The organism is Roseovarius sp. MBR-79 (assembly GCF_053628555.1).
In genome coordinates, this window is record NZ_JBRJGP010000002.1 from 1 (window position 1) to 16,744 (window position 16,744).

Below are 16,744 nucleotides of genomic sequence, written 5' to 3' on the forward strand. Positions count from 1 at the left end.
CTTGCTATATGAGGGCCGCACGCTCCAAGGCGCTCGCCCCAAACTGGCCGACTTTTGCTCCGCCACAATGGCCGAATTTTACTCCGCCGTTGACATCCTGCTCAGCTTCGCTCAGTTCGAGCGCGAGGTCACTGCCGAGCGCATCCGCGACAAGGTCGCGGCCTCTCGGCGCAAGGGCATGTGGATGGGCGGGGTGCCGCCCTACGGCTATCGCGTCGAGAACCGGAAGCTGGTGGTCGACGAAGACGCCAACGCGCATGTGCGCTGGATCTTCGACCGCTTCCTCGCGATCGGTTCCTGCACGGAACTGGCGCGCGAGGTCGGCACGCGCGGCATCCGCACGCCGCGCGGCAATCGAATCGACAAGAAATACATCTACCGGATGCTTAGCAACCGCGCCTACATCGGCGAGGCTGTCCACAAGGGCGAAAGCTATCCCGGCGAGCACGACGCGATAATTGACGGCGCGACATGGGACAAGGTTCACGCCATCCTTCAGGAGAGCCCGCGCAAGCGCGCCGCGCGGACCCGCGCCGACACGCCCGCGCTGCTGAAGGGGCTGCTGTTCGGCCCCGATGGCGCGGCCTTCTCGCCGACCCACACGCGCAAGGGCGACAGGCTCTACCGCTACTATGTCAGCCAGACCGTATTGAAGCATGGTGCCGGATCATGCCCGGTCGGCCGAGTACCTGCGGGCGAGATCGAGGGCGCCGTCATAGACCAGCTCCGCGCTGTGTTCCGCCAGCCGGAGATTGTCGCGGGGACTTGGAAGGCGGCGCGCACCCATGCGGACGACATCACCGAGGTCGACGCCCGCGCAGCCTTGCAGCAACTCGATCCGCTTTGGGACGAACTATTCCCCGCCGAGCAGGCGCGCATCATAACGCTGCTGGTCGAGCGCATCGATATCGGCACGAACGGTCTCAACTTCCGGCTCCGGATGGACGGCCTCGGAGGGCTCGCGCGCGAGATGCTGTCTGGCAGCATCGGAGAAGCGGTATGACCCGGGCGACTGCGGTCTCCGAGACGGTCACCATCCACGTGCCATTCCGCGTCGTGAAGCGCGGAGGGCGCAAGGAGATGCAGATGCCCGACCGTGTCCGACCAGAGCGAACGCCGGACAATACGTTGGTCAAGGCGCTGGCACGCGCTTTCCGGTGGAAGCGCATGCTGGATTCCGGGGAGTTCGCCACCATCGCCGAACTGGCCGAGCGCGAAGGGATCGCATCCTCCTACATGACCCGCGTCCTGCGGATGACCCTGCTCGCGCCCGATATCGTCGAGGCGATCCTGGACGGGAAGCACAGGCCGGAGGTCACGCTGGCGCGACTGTTAGAGCCATTTGCGGCATGCTTTGAAGAACAGCGGAACTCGCTCGCAAAGCGCCAATTGCCTACTTAGCCCCATTGGCTGGCGAATTACTATTTCGCATTTTCTATCGATGTTTTGTCCATGTACCAGCAATCTGAATAAAGCCGTTTGGTGTCGCCGTGAAGCAAGCTCCATTCCACCAGCGGGTAGGCTACGCCACAACCCGATTCATTTCAGATGCAATACGTAATACCGACCATTTGCCTTTACCCGAAAGGGAACTCGAACACCAATCATCAGCCCGCCCTTCCCAAAGACTTCATCTTGGTTTGCGTTATCAATTTGGATCGAGACTATTGCGCCATACCTGAGGTCGGCACCCTTTTCAGAAGGTTGCATCACAAGAATATCGCCTGGCACAATCCGGCCTGATGGCCACGAGAGGCCGACGATGTGATCGCCAAAAGTGTGGATGTCCCCTTCGACAGCTATCAGTTGACCCAGCTCCAACCTGCGCTTCATTAGTTCACAATTCAAGATGTCATTGATTGCTGAAACAAAAGCATGGAGCTTTGAGGCGCGCTCGCGCACGATATTGCTGTCTTCAATTGATTCAAGATTGGCAACGCCATGGGCGATGTCGTTTCGCAAGACGACGAGCTCGTCAATGTGATCAAGCGTGCTCTCAATTTCACTGTCCTGCATATCCTTTAAAGAAATACCGGTCATGTCCCGCAAGAATCGGGCGTAGCTGGGCGCTGCAAGAACCCGCCTACCATGAACCTGGATATCCAGGTTCCCCATGATCTCGCGGATCCGCCCAAACTTCATGTTCGATGACCGAAGCGAGAACGCGCGGGCATTAAGCCTGAACGGAGCCTTCCCGGTGAGGCAATCATGCAGGGTCGCAACGATGCTGGAGATGTCTTCGGTTTCGCGGACTCTGCCGTCCTTGAGGGAGGCCAGATAGTCAATCGTCAGCAGGGTGTGCTGGGCACGCAGCTTCTCCGGAAGTTTCTGAAACTCCTTGTGGATCACCACCAGCTGCCCGGAGTACTCGGACACAGCTTCTTCTACATAGCGTTCCAAGGCTCCATAAAGAACGATGATGGCAGACACATAGCTCTGCCGCCGCTTGATCGTGCTATTCGCCTCGATTGGCTTCAGTGGCGCGGCAAGCGCAGCTCGCTCCTCTTGGGGTAGACTAAGGATATGCGTGATCAGTGCATCCTCTGCGTCAGATGCTTGCAGAAAACGATTCAGCTTATCGAGTTCGGCCTCGAATGAGGTAAGGGCCTCTTCCATCATCAGAGATAGGCGTTGAAAAATGTCCGGTAATGCTCTTCGCGCTGCTGAAGCGCGGACGGATTCACATTGCGGCCTTCGAACGTGTCATACTCGGCCGTATACAGGCCCTCGATATCGATCTGAATTTGCTGGGACTTTTTCAGCAAAATTTCGCGCTGTGGTACAAACTCACTGAGCACGAGCATCAGAGGGTCATAGACCGTGGTTGTCGGGCTCTCGCGCCAGGACCAATGATCCGCGCCGCTGCGTGAACGCTTCCGGTAGAGATAGAAGCACCGAAAGCCCAGAAGCGCCTCCGCAAACTCAATGGTGTCGAAAAATAGCGCGCCGAGTGAATCAAGGGTCGATTGCGGGAAGAAGTTGCCTTTGCGCAAGTACCTGTCGAAATACGACGACAATGGCTCACCGGATTTGTGCAGGCGGTGCTTTTGCCGGTAGGCAAAAAAGCGCAGCACAAGTTCAACATCCGTCATTTTTCGGAAGTCTTCATTTTTGATGCGCTCATCCGAAGGAAGACCGCCTTCGACCTCCTGGGCTTCCGGTTCCGGTATGCCCCAGAGGCGGCACAAAGCAGGCGTCCGCGAAAGGCGGATACAAAGTTGATTCATGGGTCCGTCAAAAAGCGCGTTGCGGGATTCCTGCGGTGACAGCCTGACGCCGCCGCTATTGATCCTCTCGAAAACAAGTTGCTTGAGGCGGAGTGCGTCCTCCTCACTGTGGGCTGTTTCCTTGAGCAGGATCACGGATGACAAATACCGGCGGTCAATGCCTTCCCTAACTTTGGAGGGAAGTTGATCATATGTGCGACCATTCAACTCAGGCCACTCAGTCAAACCACTGAGATTAAACTTGTTTCGGTAGAATTCATGAATGGCCGTCAAGCGCTGCAGCCCATCCATAACCTCGTATTTCGAGTAGTCGTACTCGTAGAGGAAAATGGGCGGAACGGGCACGTTCATGATGAGTGATTCAATGAGTTTGGATTTCCGATCTTGGTCCCAGCGATGGCGCCGTTGATACTCGGGCGACATACGGTAGGATGTATCTTCAACGATTCCGGCAATAGAATTTATGGGATAGCGGGCTTGCTCGGTTACGATCCGCACTTCGCCCTTGACGTATTTGTTGTTTATTTCGGAATCGGAGAGCTTGCTCGCAGACGTGCCAAGGCTTGGGGCGTTGTCAATAAATTCATCGGGCAAGAGCGGTGGAGTTTCGGCAGTATCTTCACTCATCGTCGGTGCCTCCCTCGTCATCAACGCCAAAAAGGTCCTGATATGCCGCCTCTGCCTTGCCGCGCGAGCGTTCCACCAAGGTAACTGGTGTCAGGGGATCGCCCTGCATGCGGTATGCCTTGAAGACATGCTCCTTGCCCGCGTTGGGGTTTGGTACAAGCTCAGTCTTCAGCGTGTTCGAGCGCAGGTCGAAGTTGTAGGCGACGACCATCCGCTCGACCTCGCGCCGCGTCAGGGTTGCTATTTCTACCAGATCATCATCAACCAGCATATCGTCAGGCAGTATCAGTGTCCGGTGATGGGCTGCGCCGTCTGCGAGGGCGAAGGGAGTCGGCGCAACATACATCTTCCGATCGCGCACAAGAATGTCACCATAGCTTCCGAAGCCGCGGAAACTCTTGTTCTTATGCTGGTAGCTGTTGTCGGCATTCAAGAAGCTGCCGTGGCAGACAACTAAATCGAGCACGGGGTAGCGGTTCCCATCGGGTGCGACCGGATAGCGGCCAAACACATAGAAAACCTGGCGACCGTTGTGTTCACCGCATGGAAGCTGGCTATTGCAATCGTAGTCCGCATCGCGGCCCGGATACGCAAGCCCTTTCAGCTCGTAGCCTTCCGTGTAGCGTACCAACTTGAAGTCGGGATAAGTGTTGCGGCCCGGCTCATCATAGTGCTCTGCCAGGGCATCAAGACGTGCCTTGAACCAGTTCTGGAAGTGAAATTCTTTGTCGTTTCGGCCTTCACGCTCAATGAGAACATTGGTGCGCATGGCCGAAACGCAATGTTTGAAGACCGTGCAAACGAGACTCATGAAAGACCTCCGGTAGAGTTATTTTTATTGATCTCATGAAGGCTTTCGATGGTAGCCTCAATTTCAGGGCTGCTGACCTCGAGCAAAGACAAGGCGGCTTCCTGACTGTGCGATCGGGAAAGCTGCCGGATGAGCTGAGCCATGACAATGATGCGCACATCATTGCGGCTGAGCTTTCGTCCCGCCCCACGAAGACGGGCGACTTGGCTTGCGGCCTTCGGACGGATCGTGCCCCAGAGATCACCATTCCATTGATGTTGTTTCAGGGCCAAACGTTTGCGGCAGACCAGTACGATATCAAGGTCGATAGGCTCCTTGGCCTGATGCTTGGGCATGGCCACCGACATCTCGGCCTTGATCGGGAATGCTGCGCTGATCCCAAAGCCCGCTTCCATGAGCGCATGCAAAACGGAGCTCCAGCCCTCAGAGCGCGAATGGTGATAGGTGAAGGCTAGTACACCATCGTCCGCGAGAACGCGGTGACACTCGGCCCAAACCGCGCCGAGGCGCTCGGTGAAGGCCGAAACATCGGCGTTCTGGACCTCGGCTGGTGAGCGGGTCGTGTTGGTAGCCCGTGTGCCTGCCTCACCAAGAATGAATCGCTGCCAGACATGGAAGAAGTCTGCAAGCTGTGAGTAGTGCACATTGTCGAAGAACGGCGGATCAGTGATGATCGCGTCGACAGCACCGTCATCGATGTCAGTGACGCTGGAATCGCCGCACGAGAGGTAGACGCGCTTTCCGTCCTTGAAGGATTGGAAGTCTTCGGCGAGGTCAAAGCCGAGGCGCTCGGATAGACCGAAGACCTTTTCAGTCGTCTTCTTCTGGCCCTGCGAGCCTTGGAGTCGCAGCTCGAAGGGCTCGTCGGCATAATCCAACGCGCGGCGTATCCGCCCTTCAAACATGGTCATGAAGGAACCGGAGCTTTTCGGTGTACCCCAGACATTCGCTTCCAGCGGAACGCGCTCGGGCTTCAGGATGTGATGGGCGAACATGTGGCGCACGGCACCGGTGCCCTCGCCCTTGTAGGAAGTGAAGAGATTATTGAATTCGAGCGCGCCAGAGAACAGGCACGCGAAAAGCTCGCGCAACACGGGCTCGGGTATGGCGCGGATTCGCTCGGCTAGGATGGACAGGCAGAGAAGCTGTCGCGGGTTGAACATCTCGTGCCAGTAGCGGTAATTGTAACCGAGAGCCTGATTGGTGTTGTAACCAGGTTCAATCCCAACCACCGGATAGGCGTTTGGTCTGGCCCCAAGCGCCTTCTCAGCAAACTCGTAGGCTTTGCGGTCTTCTTCAGTGGCGGCGGCGTAGGTCTTGGTGCCATCCGGCATCAGGACAAGTTTTGCGTAAAGCCGGTGGGCTGGCGGTGCGTTCTTTTCGCGAATTGTCTTGGCAATGGGAAAGCTATGATCGCAGCTGGGACACGTCGCTTTTTGCCCGCTGGCCGGTCCATTCTGCGGGTTGAATTCCACAGCACAACTCACGCATGCAGCATGGGTTGAATCGTACCGCACCGAATTGATTTCACCGCAAGACGGACAAACTGCCTTTGCTTCCGGATACTTACTCGCATACGCATGCTTAGCGAACACCCGCGATGAGAAGAGATCAACCTGTTCTGCGCACTCTGGACAATCAACCTGCTTGACCCAGAAATAGTACAGAACCTCGCCTTCGGTTCCGTCCGGCAAGATCGTCTTGTAGTGAATTCGGATTTGATCGGCAACGTCGCGCTCAATGTCTCGGAACGTGCGCACCACCTCATCCCGATCGTGGAACGCAAGAGCATTTCTCACAAGAAAATGCGCCACTGGATTGATGTCGCGGCCGATAGCGCGCGCTCCCAGTTTCGCAGCCTCACCGATAGTTGTGCCGCTGCCCATGAAGGGATCGAAGACGGTCAGGTCCTTCACTCGCACTGGGCGGTAGAACGCGCTCAGGATATCGGTGCCGGATGGCGTCAATGCACCAAGGGCAATCGCGCGAAACACCGTGCCAAGCCGCTGAGCCCACCATTTATGGATGTGATAGATGGGCCGGTTTATCTCCTTCCGCCAGCTCTCGACTTCAGCAACATCGCTGATGGCCTCGAAAGGGAATTGATCATCTTCAAGTGCACATGGGCCAACAAAGCACGAGAGTACATCATCGGGATCCGTGGCTGGTCGGAGATCGAGGCGTCTTTGTATCCTGTCTGTTCTGGTCGTCATTGATCTCCGTCCTGACTGAATGCTGGCCGGACACCCGGTGGGCTGGTAGCGCGGCGCAATATCTGCGGTCGCGCGGCCAAGGCACTACCGCATGCAGTAGTATGAGACTTATGACAGGCGTAGTCGGCAGAGACAAGCTGCAGTGCCGAGGTCCTTGCTGTTTCGTCTTGAAGCGGAAGGATCAAGGCAGTCTGCCAGACAGCGCCATCAGGCAGCCCGTCGGCACATCGCGTGGCGTCGTGACGGTTCAATGTCATGCCGCCCCAAACCTCCTTCCGCGCTACCGAGAAGATGGCGCGAACCGCGAATTATGTCGTTCCCAGTTCGGGGCGGCGGTAGATAATCTCGCGGCAGAGTTCGATTTCAGTTCCATCTCGCGAACGCCACTGTCGTCGAAGTGTTTAGCTGACGCCATCAAGAAGTATCGTCTTTTCATATGCTTACTAGCTGTTCACCAAATCGGTGCAGTCATGAGGTCCGGAGAATATCGGCACGGAGAGACGGCTTCCGGGCCACCTGGCACCGAGGCCAGTGCTCAGCCCCACCCGCATAACCCTCGTAAACAACGAGAAAATCCGGCCGCGGCCGGATCGTGAGAACGCTTTCGCGAGGGCAAGTGGCGGAGCGACAGGGATTCGAACCCTGGAGACGGTCTCCCGCCTACACACTTTCCAGGCGTGCGCCTTCGACCACTCGGCCACCGCTCCGTGCCGCGCTTCATAGACGGGGACGGGCGGGCTTGGCAAGGGGAGAACCGCGCGGTGCGTGTCACATGAGAAGCACGCCGCGCCGGATGAGGTTCAGCCCCGCGAGAAGCAGAACCCAGAGCGTGATCTTGCGAAACATGCCCTGGTCCAAACGGTCCTGAAGCCGGAAGCCGATCAGCACCCCCAGCAGTGCGGGTGGCACCAGCGCGAGCGACAGCGGCAGCGTTTCGGCCCGCAGCACCCCCGAGCCCAGATGCGAGACCAGGAGCAGCACCGAGCCCAGCCCGTAGATGACGCCCTGCACGCGGATCTGTTCTGTTTTCTCGGTGTTGCGCGCGATCAGCATCGCCACCGTGGGCGGCCCCCAGATGCCTGATATGCCGCCGAAAAATCCCGCCAGCGCGCCCATGCCCGCCTCGCCGCGCCCGCCTGCGTCCGGGGCTACCCGCAGCCCGCGCCCCATCAGCGTGCCGAGCGCATAGAGCGTGATCAGCGGCCCGATGATCAGGAACATCGCCCAGGGCGGCAGCATGGGCACAAGCTGCGCTGCCACCGCCATCACCACGCCGCCCGCGATCAGGAAGACCCGCATCTGCCTGAGCGACGCAAGCGCCGCCCGCGCCCCCTGTCGCAAGGCCTGCCACAGATTGCTCAGAAACGTCGGCAGGATCAGCCCGGCGAGCGCCAGGTCGGGCGGCAGCACCGTGCTGAGGCCCGCCATCAGCACCGTCGGCATGGCAAAGCCCACCACGCCCTTGATGATCCCGGCAAGAACCGCCACGGCCACGGCAAAGATCGTGATCCAGAGCGGAAAATCTGACAGGATAGGGTCCATCGCCAATCGTTAGCACACCCGCTAGCGCCGCGCTGCAAAATATCAACGCGCAACTTTCGAACAAAACCCTGCGACAATTGGCATAATAGTTGCGCTGCATCTGCATAATAGATAGAACTCCGGCAAACAGGAAAGGATGCGATTCATGGCGCATGACGGACAGGACGTTGCGATGGCCCAACCCACCCTTATCGGCGATCTTCTGACACTTGCCGGCGCGGCGATCGGGCCCGCCGAAACCCTTCTGGCAGAGGCCAAGGACGCGGTGCGCACCGCTGTCACGCGCGATGGCCGCGTTTCGGGCGCGGCGATGGATGCCGAACAGAGCGCCACGCACGGTCTTGCGTGGCTGGCCACCTATGTCGAATCGCTGCGCCAGATGCAGGGCTGGGCCACGCGGCTGTCGGAGGCCGGCACGTTCAGCGAGGTGGAGCAGTTGATCCACCAGATCGCCTTTGGCGAATACCTGGCCCAGATCGCGGGTGGCATTGCCATGAATCAGGGCGAGGTGCTGCGCCTTGCCGACCTTGGCCTCGACGAGGGGGCGCTGTCGCGGTTCCGCACGCCGGAGGTGCGCACGCTCATCGCCCAAGGCAACACGCAGGCGGCGCGATTGCGCCTTGTTGCGCTGATGCAGGAGCGCGCCGCCGAGATCACCGTGGGCCGCAGCGGGCTGGATGACGAGTTGGAGATGATCCGCGCGCAGTTCCGCCGCTTCTCGGTCGAGAAGGTCGAGCCGCATGCGCATGAATGGCACCTCAAGGATGAGCTGATCCCGATGGAGATCATCGAGGAACTGGCCGAAATGGGCGTGTTCGGTCTGACCATCCCCGAGGAATATGGCGGGTTCGGGCTGTCGAAGGCGTCCATGGTCGTGGTCTCGGAGGAGTTGAGCCGCGGCTATATCGGCGTGGGTAGCCTTGGTACCCGCTCCGAAATAGCGGCGGAACTGATCCTTTGCGGTGGCACCGAGGAGCAGAAGAAAAAATGGCTGCCGCGCCTTGCCAGCGGTGAGACGCTGCCCACGGCGGTTTTCACCGAACCCAATACCGGCTCGGATCTGGGAAGCCTGCGCACCCGCGCGGTCAGGGATGAAAACGGCGACTGGAAAGTGACCGGCAACAAGACCTGGATCACCCATGCCGCGCGCACCCATGTGATGACGCTTCTGGCGCGCACGCTGCCCGACACGACCGACCACCGGGGCCTGTCGATGTTCCTCGCGGAAAAGGAGCCGGGCACGGACGCGGCCCCGTTCCCCACCCCCGGCATGACCGGCGGCGAGATCGAGGTTCTGGGCTATCGCGGCATGAAGGAATACGAACTGGCCTTCGACAATTTCCACGTCAAGGCTGAGAACCTTCTGGGCGGCGAAGAGGGCCGCGGCTTCAAGCAGTTGATGGAGACGTTTGAATCGGCCCGCATCCAGACCGCCGCGCGCGCCGTGGGTGTCGCGCAATCCGCGCTCGATGTGGGGATGCGCTATGCGCAGGACCGCAAGCAGTTCGGGCGCGCGCTGATCGAGTTTCCGCGTGTCGCCAACAAGCTTGCCATGATGGCGGTCGAGATCATGGTGGCGCGCCAGCTCACCTATTTCTCGGCCTGGGAAAAGGATCACGGGCGGCGCTGCGACCTTGAGGCCGGGATGGCCAAGCTTCTGGGTGCGCGCGTGGCCTGGGCGGCGGCCGACAATGCGCTCCAGATCCATGGCGGCAACGGGTTCGCGCTGGAATACACGATCAGCCGGATCCTGTGCGATGCGCGCATCCTCAACATCTTCGAGGGGGCCGCAGAGATTCAGGCGCAGGTGATCGCGCGGCGGCTGCTCGGCTGAGACGGGCAGGGGGACGATCAGGCCTCGGCCTTCTTCTCCCACCGGCCCGACGCCTCGGACCAGTATTGCGCGGCACAGCCCGCACCGGTGAGGGCGCGCCACTGCGCGCGCGCGCCCTCGACCGCCCGCCCGTCATTGCCGTCAAAAAGGATGCACACGCGCTCCAGCGCCTTCACTTCCTCGGCCGCGACCGGCGCGCCATCCACCGCCATCACGCAGGCGGCCCCGTTGGGACAGTCGGTATCGGTCGTCAGCAGCACGGGTTGCAGCGCATCATGCGGCCCGCCCGCGCGGCCATGGGGCAGGAACCCGTCCTCGGGACCAAGCCAGAGCCGCGCGTCGAGCCGGTCCAGACGCGCGGCGTCAACCCCGCGCACCGCCACCCGCCAGCCCGCGCCAAGCGCCTTTTCCAGCAGCAGCGGCAGGGTCTCCTCCAGCGGGCGGCGGGTCAGGTGATAGAAATAGGCAGCCCCCATCAATCCGTCTCGAACATCTCGCGCACCAGCCGGTCGAGCGTCATGACGCCCCAGCCCGACGCGCCCTTGGGGGCATAGGTCGTCTCGGCCCCCACACTGGCCACGCCCGCGATGTCGAGATGCACCCATGGGACACCGTCCTGAATGAAGCGATGCAGGAATTCCGACGCGGTGATCGTGCCGGCGGGCCGCCCGCCCGAATTCTTCACATCGGCGATGCGGCTTTTCATCATGTCGGCATAGGCCTTGCCGAGCGGCAGCCGCCACAGGCCCTCGCCCTCGGATTTCGCGGCTTTGAGGACAGCGTCGCAGAGCGCATCGTCATTCGACAGTGCTGCGGCGTTTTCATGCCCGAGGGCGACGATGCAGGCCCCCGTGAGGGTGGCGAGGTCGATCACGCCGCGCGGGCGATAGGTTTCCTGCGCATACCAGAGCACATCGGCCAGCACGAGCCGCCCCTCTGCATCGGTGTTGATGACCTCGATCGTGTCGCCCTTCATCGAGGTGACGACATCGCCGGGGCGCGTGGCGCGGTCCGACGGCATGTTTTCCACCAGCCCCACGAGCCCCACCACATTGGCGCGCGCCTTGCGCGCGGCCAGCGTGCGCATGACGCCGGTCACCACGCCCGCGCCCGCCATGTCCATGGTCATCTCCTCCATGCCCTGCGCGGGTTTGATCGAGATGCCGCCGGTATCGAACACCACGCCCTTGCCGACAAGCGCCAGCGGCGCGTCGCCCTTGGTGCCGCCCTGCCATTCCATCACCGCCAGCTTGGTCGGGCTGGCACTGCCCAGACCGACCGAGAGCAGCGCGCCCATGCCGAGCTTTTCGAGGTCCTTTTCCTCAAGCACGGTGATCTTGAGGCCCAGACCCGCGAGCCCCTTGATCTCTTCGGCAAAGCTGGTGGTGGTCAGGTGGTTGGCGGGCGCGTTGACCAGATCGCGGGTGAGGAAAACCCCCTCGGCCACGGCGCGCGCAGGCGCAAATGCCGCTTCGGCCTCGGCCGGGTCCTTGACGGTCACGGTGATCGCGCCGGGGTCGGTCTTGTCGCCGGTCTTGTGGGCGGCATAGTCATAGCCGCGCAGCACCGCGCCGAGCGCCACCTCTCCCGGGCGCCTGAGCGTGGCCCCGAGAATGGTCAGCGCCTTGTCGCCCTTGGCGCGGCCAAGCGCCACACCGGCGCGGCGGCTTTCGTCCACGGTGGCGTTGCGCGGCAGCACCGCCACGTCAAGCGCCTCCGCCGCCAGCCCTGCGGGCCAGCCCAGCGAGATCACGTCGCCTGCCGCCTTCTTCGCCAGCGCCCCGCCCTCGATCAGCCGGTTGAGCCCCCCGCGCATCAGCCGGTTGACGCGCCGCCCCTCGGCGTCGAGCTTGCCGTCGGGCGTGACGAAGACCGCGACGCGGCCCAAAGCCCCTGCGATGGCATCAAGATCGGTTTCGGCAAAGCGCAGATCGGCGATTGCGGTCATGGTGGCGTCTCCCTTTTGTCCGGTGGTTTTTCCAGACCTAGCGCGCCCGTTCGCCAATGGCCAGTTAGCAGTTTTCCCCGGCGCATGTTTCGGCTAGGTTGCCGGTCAGAACTGCTGACTTGGGGGACGCGTTGACCAGATTCGACAGATATTTGCTGTCGCAATTGATGGTTTTGTTCGGTTTTTTCGCGCTTGTGCTTGTCTCGATCCTCTGGATCAACAAGGCGGTGCGCATGTTCGACAAGCTCATTGGCGATGGCCAGCCGGCATGGGTGTTTCTGGAATTCACGGCGCTGACGCTGCCGACGGTGATCGGCGGCATGTTGCCGATCGCGGCCTTTGCCGCCGCGGTCTATGTGGTCCATCGCCTCTCGTCGGAGAGCGAGTTGACCGTCATTCAGGCCACCGGGTATTCGCCCTTTCGTCTGGGCCGCGCCGTGCTGGTCTTTGGCGTGATCGTGGCGCTGATGATGAGCCTGCTTGCGCATATGCTCATCCCGGGCAGCCTGAGCCAGTTGCGCCTGCGCGAGAGCGAGATTTCGGCCAATGTCGCGGCAAGGCTGCTGAGCGAGGGTGAATTCCTGCACCCCGCACCCGGCATCACCTTCTATATCCGGCAGATCACCCCCGAGGGCGAATTGCGCGACGTGTTCCTGTCGGACCGGCGCGACCCCGACAGGACCATGACCTATACCTCCTCGCGCGCCTATCTGGTGTCGGACGGGGCGGGGTCGCGGTTGGTGATGGTCTCGGGGCTGGCGCAGAATGTCCGCGTTGCGGACGCGCGGCTCTTCGTGACGCATTTCGACGATTTTTCCTATGACATCACCAGCCTGCTCAGCCGCAGCGGGATCAACCTCAACAAGGTGACCTTCGCGGGCACGGCAGAGCTTTTGCGCGATCCCGGTGGCGTTGCCGAGCGCACGGGCGCAAGCCCCGGTGAGGTGATGGTGGAGCTTCACGGCCGCTTTACCGCCGCACTCATGTGTATCGTGGCGGCCCTTGTCGGGTTCAGCACGCTGATGGTGGGGGCCTATAACCGGCTTGGCGTCTGGCGTCAGGTATTGGTGGCCTTCGGGCTTCTGGTCGGGGTCGAGGTGGCGCGCAGCGCAAGCCTCGGGCCGGTCATCTCGACTGCCGCGCTCTGGCCGCTGCTTTATCTGCCCGTGCTCGCGGGTGGCGCGCTGTCGCTCTTTTTGTTGTGGCTGGCGCATCATCCTGTGGTCTGGGCCTGGGTCACGTCAGGCTTTCGGCGCAGGCGCGCAGAGGCGGCGACATGATCCTGCATGTCTATTTCGCGCGGCGGTTCCTGTTCAGCGTGCTTGGCGTGGCGCTCTCCCTGGGCACCGTCATGGCGCTGATCGAACTGATGGATTCGCTGGGGGATCACCCCAACCTGCCGCTCGGGCAGGTTCTGGGCCTCGTGGCGCTGTCGATGCCCTGGGCCAATTACGAGATCCTGCCCCTGGTGGTGATCCTTGCCTCGGTGGCGCTCTTCGTGCGTATGGCGCGCTCGTCCGAACTTGTGGTCTTGCGCGCGGCGGGGCGCTCGGCGCTGCGGGGCCTGATGGCCCCGGTCGTGGCGACCTTCCTGTTGGGTGTTCTCGTGGTCGCCGTGGGCAATCCCATCGTCGCCGCCGCCTCCAAGCGCGAGCATGATCTCTCCAACCGCTACAAGGGGGTCGAGACGGCGGCCTTTGCGCTCTCCGATGAGGGGTTGTGGCTGCGGCAGGGCGATGCGGACGGTCAGACGGTGATCTTTGCCGAGCGGGCAAGCTCTGATCTGGGCACGCTCTACGGGCCGAATTTTCTGGAATTCGCGCGCGACGGGACGCCGCAAAGGCGCATCAACGCCGAGGTGGCGCGGCTGGAACGCGGCGCATGGAGCCTTGAGAACGCCAAGATCTGGAACTTGGAACGCGGCACCAATCCCGAGGCCGAGGCCGACCGGCAGGCGGCGATTTCGCTGCCGTCGGATCTTACGCAGGATCGAATCCTCGAAAGCTTCGGTCGGCCGCGTTTCATCCCGGTCTGGGAATTGCCGCGCTTCATTTCGCAGATGGAGGCGTCGGGCTTTTCCGCGCGCCGCTACGCGGTCTGGTTCCAGAGCGAATTGTCCCGCCCGCTGTTTCTGGTGTCACTGGTGTTGATGGCGGCGGCCTTCACCATCGGTCATGTGCGCGGCGCGAATGTCGGGCTCAAGGTTCTCTTTGCTGTGATCGCGGGCTTCGGCCTTTACTACATCCGCAATTTCGCGCAGATCCTTGGCGAGAACGGACAGATACCCGTGGCGCTGGCGGCCTGGGCACCGCCGGTGGCGGCGCTGTTGCTTGCGCTCGGGATCATCCTGCATCTGGAGGATGGCTGATGCGGCGCGTGTTTGCCCTTGCCCTTGCCCTTCTGGCGTGGAGTGCGCCGCTGGAAGCGCAAGAGGCGCCGGCCGAAATGGCGATGCTTGTGGCCGACGAGGTGCGCCTGACCGCCGATAACCGCCTGATCGCAAGCGGCAATGTCGAGGCGCTCTATCAGGGCCGCCGGCTGACCGCGCGAGAGGTGATCTATGACCGCGCCACCGACCGGCTGACGATCACCGGCCCGCTCAGCCTCAGCGAGGGCACCGAGACCGTGGTCTTGGCCGACAGTGCCGCGCTCGATACCGATCTGTCCGACGGCATCCTGCGCGGTGCGCGGGTGGTGATGCACGAGCAGCTTCAGCTTGCCGCCCTTGAGATGCGCCGCACGGATGCACGCCTCAACGAGCTTTACAAGGCGACGGTCACATCCTGCCGGGTCTGCGACACGGGCCGCCCGCCGCTCTGGCAGATCCGCGCCGAGCGGCTTGTGCACGATCAGGACAAGAACCGGCTTTACTTCTACAACGCACAGTTCCGCGTGCTTGACACGCCGGTTTTCTACCTGCCGCGCCTCAGCCTGCCCGATGGGTCGGTCAAGCGCGCGACCGGGTTCCTCACCCCCTCCGTGGTCAATTCGAGCCTTCTGGGAACGGGCGTGCGGGTGCCCTATTTCATCACGCTGGGAGAGCACCGCGACCTGACCATCGCGCCCTTTTATGCGACCAACTCCAAGCGGCTGGAATTGCGCTATCGCCAGATGTTCCGCCGTGGCGAGATCGAATTCAACGGCGCGATTGCCGATGATGATTTCAGCAACGAGGGCACGCGCGGCTATGTCTTCGCCACCGGGCGCTTCGATCTGCCGCGCGATTTCGTGCTGCGCTTCGGCATCGAATACACGAGCGACGATACATTTCTGCTCGATCACGATTTCTCGGACAAGGACCGGCTTCAGAGCGGCATTTCGGTCGAGCGGGCGCGGCGCGACGAGTATGTGCGCCTCGCGCTCGATCATTTCCGCACCCTGCGAGTGGGGGAAGAGAACTCGACCCTGCCGAGCCTTGCCGCCAATGGCGAGTATCAGCGGCGGCTCTTCCCGCGCTGGCTGGGAGGCGAGGTGCGGCTGACCGCCCTGGCCCATGGCCATCAGCGCAATTCGAGCCTGAGCACCGACGGGCCAGACACGGACCCGTTCGCCGACGGGCGCGACATGGCGCGATTAACCGTCGAGGCGGACTGGATGCGGCAATGGGTGCTGCCCGCGGGGGTGATCGCCCGGATAGAGACGGGTCTCGCCTTCGATCATTTCGAACTGCGCGACATCGGCCAGACGGCCGACTCGGAGGCCACCGAGATCACCCCCCGCGCCGCGCTTCAACTGCGTTGGCCCTTGCAGAAGATCGCGGGGAATGGTGCGACCCATGTCATCGAGCCGATGATGCAGGTGGCGTGGTCGGGCGGATCGAACCCGAACATTCCCAATGACGAAAACACGGTGATCGAATTCGACGAGGGCAATCTTTTCAACATCTCGCGTTTCGTCGCACCCGACCGGCGCGAGCGCGGCCTGAGCGCGGCCTATGGCGCCAGCTATTCGCGCATTGATCCGACCGGATGGGAGGGGCGTTTTGCCGTGGGGCAGGTCTATCGCGACGACCGCTTGCGCGAAAAGTCGGGGTTGAGCAGCTTTACCCCGTCCTCGGGCCTGAGTGATCGCACCTCCAACCTGCTTCTGGCCGGACAGTTCCGCAACCTGAGCGGCCTTGTGCTGACCGCGCGCGGCCTTTTCGACGACGGGTTCGAGGTGACCAAGGCCGAAGCGCGCGGCAGTTGGCGCAATCCGCGCACCGATATCGGGGCCACCTATATCTGGCTGGAAAAAGACCCGCGCGAAAACCGCCCCGACACCATCTCCGAATGGGCCATCGACGGCAGTTACCGCTTTGCCGATCACTGGACGGCCAGCGGCGAGTGGCGCTTCGATACCACGGATCAACGCAGCATCCGCGCGGGGGCAGGCCTGACCTACACCAACGAATGTGTCGACATCACCTTTTCGGTCTCGCGCCGGTTCACCTCGTCCACTATCCTTGATCCCGAGACGAATTTCGGCTTTGTGATCGGGCTGCGCGGCTTTAGCAGCGGGACCCGCGACACAAGCTACACTCGCAAATGCAGGACCTCATGA

The 16,744-nt window shown here is 61.8% G+C and carries 13 protein-coding genes and 1 tRNA gene; 6 read left to right on the forward strand and 8 right to left on the reverse strand.

Features of this window, described 5'->3' with window-relative positions; all coding sequences use genetic code 11:
• Both ACSSV8_RS01765 and ACSSV8_RS01770 read left to right on the forward strand, forming a co-directional pair.
• Positions 1-1,003 (forward strand): recombinase family protein (locus tag ACSSV8_RS01765; RefSeq protein ID WP_454281309.1); only part of this gene is annotated, 1,003 nt, incomplete at its 5' end.
• The gene (locus ACSSV8_RS01770; protein WP_454281310.1) at positions 1,000-1,401 is read left to right on the forward strand and encodes a hypothetical protein; all 402 of its coding nucleotides are present in this window, start codon (positions 1,000-1,002) and stop codon (positions 1,399-1,401) included. The genes ACSSV8_RS01765 and ACSSV8_RS01770, both read left to right, overlap by 4 nt.
• Positions 1,402-1,539: 138 nt before the next feature.
• Here the strand turns inward: ACSSV8_RS01770 and ACSSV8_RS01775 are convergent, their stop codons facing one another.
• The 6 genes from ACSSV8_RS01775 to ACSSV8_RS01800 all read right to left on the reverse strand — a co-directional run bounded on the left by ACSSV8_RS01775 (position 1,540) and on the right by ACSSV8_RS01800 (position 8,420).
• On the reverse strand, positions 1,540-2,619 hold the full coding sequence (locus ACSSV8_RS01775; RefSeq protein WP_454281311.1) for an MAE_28990/MAE_18760 family HEPN-like nuclease: 1,080 nt from the start codon (positions 2,617-2,619) through the stop codon (positions 1,540-1,542).
• On the reverse strand, positions 2,619-3,854 hold the full coding sequence (locus tag ACSSV8_RS01780; RefSeq protein ID WP_454281312.1) for a DUF262 domain-containing protein: 1,236 nt from the start codon (positions 3,852-3,854) through the stop codon (positions 2,619-2,621). The genes ACSSV8_RS01775 and ACSSV8_RS01780 overlap by 1 nt, the downstream gene beginning before the upstream one ends.
• Complete coding sequence (locus ACSSV8_RS01785) at positions 3,847-4,665, reverse strand: hypothetical protein (RefSeq protein WP_454281313.1); 819 nt, start codon at positions 4,663-4,665, stop codon at positions 3,847-3,849. Before ACSSV8_RS01785 ends, ACSSV8_RS01780 begins: the two co-directional genes overlap by 8 nt.
• On the reverse strand, positions 4,662-6,878 hold the full coding sequence (locus ACSSV8_RS01790) for a DNA methyltransferase (protein WP_454281314.1): 2,217 nt from the start codon (positions 6,876-6,878) through the stop codon (positions 4,662-4,664). The genes ACSSV8_RS01785 and ACSSV8_RS01790 overlap by 4 nt, the downstream gene beginning before the upstream one ends.
• A 617-nt stretch (positions 6,879-7,495) precedes the next feature.
• Positions 7,496-7,585 (reverse strand) — tRNA-Ser (locus ACSSV8_RS01795).
• A 61-nt stretch (positions 7,586-7,646) separates the two neighbouring features.
• A complete protein-coding gene (locus ACSSV8_RS01800) occupies positions 7,647-8,420 on the reverse strand; it encodes a sulfite exporter TauE/SafE family protein (protein ID WP_454281315.1) in 774 nt (257 codons plus the stop codon).
• Positions 8,421-8,565: 145 nt separating this feature from the next.
• Between ACSSV8_RS01800 and ACSSV8_RS01805 the strand changes: the two genes are divergently transcribed.
• Positions 8,566-10,254: an acyl-CoA dehydrogenase family protein gene (locus ACSSV8_RS01805; protein ID WP_454281316.1), complete on the forward strand. Its 1,689-nt coding sequence runs from the start codon at positions 8,566-8,568 to the stop codon at positions 10,252-10,254.
• 17 nt (positions 10,255-10,271) lie between these two features.
• On the opposite strand, the gene ACSSV8_RS01810 is transcribed toward ACSSV8_RS01805, so the two are convergent.
• Both ACSSV8_RS01810 and ACSSV8_RS01815 read right to left on the reverse strand, forming a co-directional pair.
• Positions 10,272-10,730: a DNA polymerase III subunit chi gene (locus ACSSV8_RS01810; protein WP_454281317.1), complete on the reverse strand. Its 459-nt coding sequence runs from the start codon at positions 10,728-10,730 to the stop codon at positions 10,272-10,274.
• Positions 10,730-12,202, reverse strand: coding sequence for a leucyl aminopeptidase (locus ACSSV8_RS01815; protein WP_454281318.1), 1,473 nt, complete (start codon positions 12,200-12,202; stop codon positions 10,730-10,732). The genes ACSSV8_RS01810 and ACSSV8_RS01815 overlap by 1 nt, the downstream gene beginning before the upstream one ends.
• Positions 12,203-12,333: 131 nt before the next feature.
• Here ACSSV8_RS01815 and lptF point away from each other — a divergent pair, with 131 nt between their 5' ends.
• Genes lptF through ACSSV8_RS01830 form a run of 3 tightly spaced genes read left to right on the forward strand, consistent with a single transcriptional unit; the run spans position 12,334 to position 16,744 of the window.
• Entirely contained in the window at positions 12,334-13,482 is a 1,149-nt protein-coding gene (gene lptF, locus ACSSV8_RS01820; RefSeq protein ID WP_454281319.1) for an LPS export ABC transporter permease LptF, read from the forward strand.
• Entirely contained in the window at positions 13,479-14,570 is a 1,092-nt protein-coding gene (gene lptG, locus ACSSV8_RS01825; RefSeq protein ID WP_354536934.1) for an LPS export ABC transporter permease LptG, read from the forward strand. The genes lptF and lptG overlap by 4 nt, the downstream gene beginning before the upstream one ends.
• Positions 14,570-16,744, forward strand: coding sequence for an LPS-assembly protein LptD (locus ACSSV8_RS01830; protein WP_454281320.1), 2,175 nt, complete (start codon positions 14,570-14,572; stop codon positions 16,742-16,744). The genes lptG and ACSSV8_RS01830 overlap by 1 nt, the downstream gene beginning before the upstream one ends.

Excerpts from the sequence above, each read along its gene's own strand:
- ACSSV8_RS01770 (WP_454281310.1), top strand. The coding sequence starts at position 1,000 with ATGACCCGGGCGACTGCGGTCTCCGAGACGGTCACCATCCACGTGCCA.
- ACSSV8_RS01830 (WP_454281320.1), top strand. The coding sequence starts at position 14,570 with ATGCGGCGCGTGTTTGCCCTTGCCCTTGCCCTTCTGGCGTGGAGTGCG.
- ACSSV8_RS01815 (WP_454281318.1), bottom strand. The coding sequence starts at position 12,202 with ATGACCGCAATCGCCGATCTGCGCTTTGCCGAAACCGATCTTGATGCC.
- ACSSV8_RS01810 (WP_454281317.1), bottom strand. The coding sequence starts at position 10,730 with ATGGGGGCTGCCTATTTCTATCACCTGACCCGCCGCCCGCTGGAGGAG.
- lptG (WP_354536934.1), top strand. The coding sequence starts at position 13,479 with ATGATCCTGCATGTCTATTTCGCGCGGCGGTTCCTGTTCAGCGTGCTT.
- ACSSV8_RS01805 (WP_454281316.1), top strand. The coding sequence starts at position 8,566 with ATGGCGCATGACGGACAGGACGTTGCGATGGCCCAACCCACCCTTATC.
- ACSSV8_RS01790 (WP_454281314.1), bottom strand. The coding sequence starts at position 6,878 with ATGACGACCAGAACAGACAGGATACAAAGACGCCTCGATCTCCGACCA.
- ACSSV8_RS01775 (WP_454281311.1), bottom strand. The coding sequence starts at position 2,619 with ATGATGGAAGAGGCCCTTACCTCATTCGAGGCCGAACTCGATAAGCTG.
- ACSSV8_RS01780 (WP_454281312.1), bottom strand. The coding sequence starts at position 3,854 with ATGAGTGAAGATACTGCCGAAACTCCACCGCTCTTGCCCGATGAATTT.
- ACSSV8_RS01800 (WP_454281315.1), bottom strand. The coding sequence starts at position 8,420 with ATGGACCCTATCCTGTCAGATTTTCCGCTCTGGATCACGATCTTTGCC.
- ACSSV8_RS01785 (WP_454281313.1), bottom strand. The coding sequence starts at position 4,665 with ATGAGTCTCGTTTGCACGGTCTTCAAACATTGCGTTTCGGCCATGCGC.